We start from the raw sequence: 4616 nt of genomic DNA, 5'->3' as shown, positions 1-4616 counted from the left end.
GATGCCCGCAAGACGCGGCTTTCCAATATCGTTCAAGAGACCGGCGCCAAGACGATCCATTATCTCTATGACTTCGGCGACAGCTGGGATCATGTGATCAAGCTCGAAAAATGGTTCGACAACACGACGACAGAGGGACTTCCCCTCCTGCTCGAGGCCGCCGGTCGTTGTCCTCCGGAGGACGTCGGCGGTGCGCCCGGCTATGCCGAATACCTCGATGCCATCAGCGACCCCGCCCATCCGGAGCACGAACGTATGCGCCTCTGGGGGCCCGAACAGTTCGATCCCGACGTCGTCGACCGGAAGGCGCTCGAGGCCGCCGTCAACGCATTGTCCGGAATTTGGAAGCCACGACGGCACAAGCTGCGATCAAAATAGGCGTCAAGCGCCAATCGAAAGGGCCGCAGCGCTACGCTTACAGCGGATACCGAGTATTCGCTCGTCGTCAGGTAAGGCGATCCTTCCAGCGCAGGCATTGGGCAAAGATGTCGTGAAGGACGGGCAAATTCTTGAGGTTCTCCGCTGCTCTGCCTCGCGTCTAGGCGCCTGTTCACGGACGTTCGCGAGCGCAGCGGATTCACGGCTGAGGTCCGCATTGGCGATCGTGATCCTGTCGGCTGCCCCGGCTTTGGCTTTCGGCAATGCCGCCTGCTTCACCTTCTTCCCAGCTGCCTTCTTTGCCCACCAGCCAAGCGGGAGATCGCGAACTCCTTGGCCAAATGTGTCAGCGGCTTGGACCAGACGAGCTCATAAAATTCTTCGCGCGTGAAAACTCGAGCCACGATGATCCATTCGATGCTCAGATTTTCGAGTTGCTGCCAGCTATAGCGACTTAGCTTTACGCCGGAGCGACGAGATGGCGACACCCCAGCGCCAGCCGATCTACTGATCTATTCACGTGGGCACCGACTTTGTGCAACAGGCCGCTGCACAATTTCCTTTACCTCGGGAGAAGCTGTGTCCACCCCTGTCTATCTTACTCTGGAAGAAGTCGTTCGGCGCTACCGCAACCAAGTCAGCGAGGGCACGCTACGCAACTGGCGATCCCATAGGATCGGCCCATCGTTCATCAAAATAGGCAAGGCAGTCCTATACCCACTTGAGGAGGGAGCTGATTGATCGGGATAGGGGGACGTCTCGCGACGTCACCCCTCCCACACCACCGGGCATACGGGTCCGTACCACGGCGGTTCGACTGGCTTAAGCCGGCACAGGCTTGAAGATTCGGGGGAGACCAAGAGAGTCGAACACATGATTTCGTAGGGCGTGTTGAACCGCTGGGTGTCCGGACATGCGCCAGAGTCCCGTCGGTGAACCGGCAGCGACCGATGCGGCGAACTTCGCGATGCCGAGGCGGCGAAGCTCTGTGAATCGGTCATGCCCGTTCCGCCATTGCCGCCAGAGATACAAACGCAGTCTCCGGCGGATCCAGGCTTCCAGGTTCGTTAGCACGCGCGGGGTCTGACAGAAGCCGAAGTACCCGCGCCATCCGATGAGTATGGCGTGAGGTCTGCGATCATCTGCTGCGCACTGATCCCTCGCGTCCGGCATGTGATTTGTAAGCATCCGGCGTAGGCCGCATGCTGGTCATTGTTGCTGATCGTAACGCTTGAGCAGCGTAGGATCTTCTTTGTACATCTTGATGAGTTCGATCAAGCTCTCAATGCCGAAGTCGGTGAACGCCAAGACGCCGTCTTCTCCGACGCCATAGACCCAGATGACACCGTCCTCGATTTCCATCTCGCTGGCGACGTCGTGTAGCCAGTCTTCGTCTTCGCCGAGCTGTTCGGCAACGCGGGCGATAGTGGTGACGTGATGGACCTTGTTGACGTGCGTGGTCACGCCGCTCGGACCGAGACCGCTGACGCCGGAGGCGTCCAATTCCAGGGCAGCAACTCATCCAGCCGATGGGCGGGATGAGCGGCGATGCGTGAGAGGACGTCGGCCAGCCAGGCTTGCGGGTCGACTCCATTCATCTTGGCCGTGACGATGAGGCTATACATGGCCGCGGCGCGCTGGCCGCCACGATCCGATCCACAAAACAGCCATGACTTTCTTCCGAGGGCTATGCCTCGCAGTCCTCTTTCGGCGGCGTTGTTGGAGAGACACACGCGACCGTCTTCAAGGAACAGAGTAAAGCTCGCCCATCGCTTCAGGATGTAATTGAACGCTTTGGCCAGGTCGTGCCCCGGGAGAGTTTAGCAAGCTGTTCCCGCATGTAGGCGTGAAGATCTTCGGTCAATGGCCGGCTTAGCGTCCGCCGGACAACCAGACGCTCCTCGGCGTTCTTGCCATTGATCGTTCGCTCGATCTCAAACAGCGCGTCGATCCGACGTACGACCTCGATGGCGATCGGCGACAGCGCGAGTTCCTTCTTGCCCGCAGCCTTGCGACGGGCATTCTCCTCGATATCGGCCATGGCGAAGAACGGACGCCGTGCGTGCGCCCAGCAGGCTGCCTCCTGGATCGGTCCGGGACTACGCCCAGCCAGATAGAGCTGGTTATACCCGTCATAGGCGTCCGCCTGCAGGATACCGACGTATCGGGCCAGATGGGCCTGGGGATGTTCGCCCTTGCGGTCGCGCGAGTAATAGAACATCGCCGCCGGCGGCCCGGCTCCCCCAAAAGGCCGGTCGTCCCGTACGTAAATCCAGCATCGCCCCGTGTCGGTCTTGCCGCTGGCCAGGACCGGCACGGTCGTATCATCCGCATGAAGGCGCGCGGTCGCCATGACGTGGGCTTCAACCAGGCGAAGCAGAGGATCAAGCGCCGCGCTGACTGATCCCACCGCGTCGGCCATGGTCGAGAGCGCGATCGGCACCCCTTCCAGAGCGTAGCGCTCGGCCTGGCGGTTCAGGGGCTGATGCTGGCCGAACTTCTCGAACATGATCATGGCCAGCAGGCTTGGGCCAGCCCAGCCTCTTGCAACGGCATGGAACGGTGCCGGCGCCTGGCTGATCTTCTCGCAGTCGCGGCAGCTAAACTTCTCGCGCACCGTTTCGACCACTTTCCACTGGCGCGGCACCGATTCCAGCGTCCGCGTCACATCTTCGCCGAGTTTACGCAAGCGATTGCCGCCACAGCATTCACACGCCGTTGGCGGATCGATCACCACGCGCTCGCGGGGAAGATGATCGGGGAACGTATTGCGCTCGGGGCGCGTGCGCGTAAATCCGCGCACGCTCGTCGTCCTGGCGACGGCCTGCTCCGCCGCGAGTTCGTCCTCAGTCGCATCGGCCTCCAGCTCTTCGAACCTCAGCGCCAGCTGGTCGACCAGGCGAGACGAACGCTCTGACCGCTGTCCGTAGATCTGGCGCTCGAGCTTGGCGATCCGCAGCTTTTGCTGGGCAATCAGCGCACTGTCTTCCGACGCCTTCGCATGGGCGACCGCCAGCTCCGCTGCGATATCCAAAGCCTTCGCGCGCTCGGTCGCCAACGCCTCTTTCAGAGCGGCTATGTCGTCGGGAAGAGCGTCGCGAGCCGTATCCATGCAGACGAGAGAATCATAAATTCAGTGATTTGTGGCGCCCTAAAATCCAAGGGTCCCATATTTTATTTGGCTCAGCCGGCGCTCTGCGGTCGCCATGTCAGTTGCGGATTTCTCCAGTCGATCCCTTCCAGCATATAAGCCATCTGGGCCGCTGAGATCGATACCGCGCCCGACGACGCCGAGGGCCAGATGAACTTCCCGCGGTCCAGGCGCTTGGCGTACAGCGACAAGCCGATGCCATCATGCCAAAGAATCTTGGCGAGATCGCCCCGACGGCCGCGGAAGATATAGAGATCGCCGGCATGGGGATCGCGCTTCAAGCTCTCCTGAACCGTCAAGGCCAGGCCCTGCATGCCGCGGCGCATGTCCGTGTGCCCAGTGGCGATCCAGACCCTGACGCCGCTCGGTATCGGGATCATCGTCGGCTCAGAACATCGAGAACCCGCCCCAACGCCTCGGCGTCGACATTCTCGTCAACGCTGACGCGCTTGCCATCACCGAGCTCGATCTCGATCAGGCTGCGTCGTTTCCGGGCCGGCATCGCCGCTGGGGCTTCAATCGATCGGACGCTTTCGGCCGAAGCCGCCGCGACCTGAACCGGGACAAGGCGCGGTCCCGCCGCAGCGACCGTCGCCAGGCGGGCCCGCCGCCGCCACGTGAACACCAAACTCGTCGCAATGCCGTGCCGCCGCGCGATCTCCGTCACCACCGCGCCCGGCGCCAGCGTCTCCTCGATGATCCGCATCTTATCGTCGCGAGACCAGCGACGGCGACGCTCAACCGCGCCCAAAACTTCTACCCGCATCAACCGACCTTAAGGCTAGCCTTAAAGCCACATGCTTCGTCGGAAACCTGTCACTGAACAAGGCGGCCTGCGGCGGAGGGATACTGTGATTTCCCGGATTCGGTCTTTGAACTTGTCGAGAGCTTTCGGCGCAATGCGTCGCTCGCTCCCGTCATTCGCAATGCTGAATCCGAGAAATTTACGTTCCTCGGGTCGCGCCACCGCGCTTTTGGCCTCGTTGACTTTCAAGCGGAGCTTGTCGGTCAGGAACCGGCTTATCGAGGCCCTCACCCGTTCGCCGGCGTGGTGGCTGCGAACATAAATGTTGCAGTCATCCGCGTA

7 protein-coding genes and 1 pseudogene are annotated in these 4616 nt (G+C 61.4%); 2 read left to right on the top strand and 6 right to left on the bottom strand.

Annotation, left to right across the window (positions count from 1 at the left end):
* A partial coding sequence (locus tag FXV83_RS32755; RefSeq protein WP_148743706.1) for a plasmid pRiA4b ORF-3 family protein occupies positions 1 to 378 on the top strand: 378 nt, incomplete at its 5' end.
* A 579-nt stretch (positions 379 to 957) separates the two neighbouring features.
* Positions 958 to 1119, top strand: coding sequence for a MerR family transcriptional regulator (locus FXV83_RS44425; protein ID WP_235940356.1), 162 nt, complete (start codon positions 958 to 960; stop codon positions 1117 to 1119).
* Positions 1120 to 1200: 81 nt separating this feature from the next.
* Here FXV83_RS44425 and FXV83_RS45520 read toward each other — a convergent pair whose 3' ends face one another.
* The 6 genes and pseudogenes from FXV83_RS45520 to FXV83_RS43600 all read right to left on the bottom strand — a co-directional run.
* Entirely contained in the window at positions 1201 to 1551 is a 351-nt protein-coding gene (locus FXV83_RS45520; RefSeq protein WP_275198832.1) for a group II intron maturase-specific domain-containing protein, read from the bottom strand.
* Positions 1552 to 1587: 36 nt separating this feature from the next.
* On the bottom strand, positions 1588 to 1881 hold the full coding sequence (locus FXV83_RS32740) for a hypothetical protein (protein ID WP_235940355.1): 294 nt from the start codon (positions 1879 to 1881) through the stop codon (positions 1588 to 1590).
* Positions 1839 to 3490 (bottom strand): IS66 family transposase gene (gene tnpC / locus FXV83_RS32735; RefSeq protein ID WP_148743703.1). Its coding sequence is split into 2 segments (ribosomal slippage): positions 1839 to 2191 and positions 2191 to 3490, totalling 1653 coding nucleotides; the frame shifts between segments, so codons are not numbered across the junction. Before tnpC ends, FXV83_RS32740 begins: the two co-directional genes overlap by 43 nt.
* Before the next feature lie 71 nt (positions 3491 to 3561).
* Positions 3562 to 3909: an IS66 family insertion sequence element accessory protein TnpB gene (gene tnpB / locus FXV83_RS32730; protein WP_148743702.1), complete on the bottom strand. Its 348-nt coding sequence runs from the start codon at positions 3907 to 3909 to the stop codon at positions 3562 to 3564.
* Positions 3906 to 4295 carry an IS66-like element accessory protein TnpA gene (gene tnpA / locus FXV83_RS32725; protein WP_148743701.1) on the bottom strand — a complete coding sequence of 130 codons (390 nt, stop codon included), beginning with the start codon at positions 4293 to 4295 and terminating at the stop codon, positions 3906 to 3908. The genes tnpB and tnpA overlap by 4 nt, the downstream gene beginning before the upstream one ends.
* Before the next feature lie 21 nt (positions 4296 to 4316).
* Positions 4317 to 4616 (bottom strand): annotated as a pseudogene (locus FXV83_RS43600) (hypothetical protein); the annotation flags it as partial.

This window comes from Bradyrhizobium hipponense (assembly GCF_008123965.1).
Classification (GTDB): Bacteria; Pseudomonadota; Alphaproteobacteria; order Rhizobiales; family Xanthobacteraceae; genus Bradyrhizobium; species Bradyrhizobium hipponense.
The sequence above is the reverse complement of the archived record's forward strand: the minus strand, read 5'-3'. Positions and strand labels throughout refer to the sequence as shown.

Coding starts and splice junctions, on each gene's coding strand:
- FXV83_RS45520 (WP_275198832.1), bottom strand. CDS start 1,551: ATGCCGGACGCGAGGGATCAGTGCGCAGCAGATGATCGCAGACCTCAC.
- tnpA (WP_148743701.1), bottom strand. CDS start 4,295: ATGCGGGTAGAAGTTTTGGGCGCGGTTGAGCGTCGCCGTCGCTGGTCT.
- tnpB (WP_148743702.1), bottom strand. CDS start 3,909: ATGATCCCGATACCGAGCGGCGTCAGGGTCTGGATCGCCACTGGGCAC.